The following is a 319-nucleotide window of genomic DNA, read 5'->3' as shown; positions in this document are numbered from 1 at the left end:
ACATAGCTACCCGGCAATGCCACTGGCGTGACAACCGGAACACCAGAGGTTCGTCCACTCCGGTCCTCTCGTACTAGGAGCAGCCCCTCTCAAATCTCAAACGTCCACGGCAGATAGGGACCGAACTGTCTCACGACGTTCTAAACCCAGCTCGCGTACCACTTTAAATGGCGAACAGCCATACCCTTGGGACCGGCTTCAGCCCCAGGATGTGATGAGCCGACATCGAGGTGCCAAACACCGCCGTCGATATGAACTCTTGGGCGGTATCAGCCTGTTATCCCCGGAGTACCTTTTATCCGTTGAGCGATGGCCCTTC

General features: G+C 56.4%; 1 rRNA gene. It reads right to left on the bottom strand.

The features are described from left to right. Positions 1-319, bottom strand: a 23S ribosomal RNA gene (locus tag TALK_RS21935); the annotation flags it as partial.

The sequence above is a fragment of the Thalassospira alkalitolerans genome (genome assembly GCF_002115745.1).
Taxonomy (GTDB): Bacteria; Pseudomonadota; Alphaproteobacteria; order Rhodospirillales; family Thalassospiraceae; genus Thalassospira; species Thalassospira alkalitolerans.
This window is presented reverse-complemented; position numbering and strand designations above follow the sequence as displayed.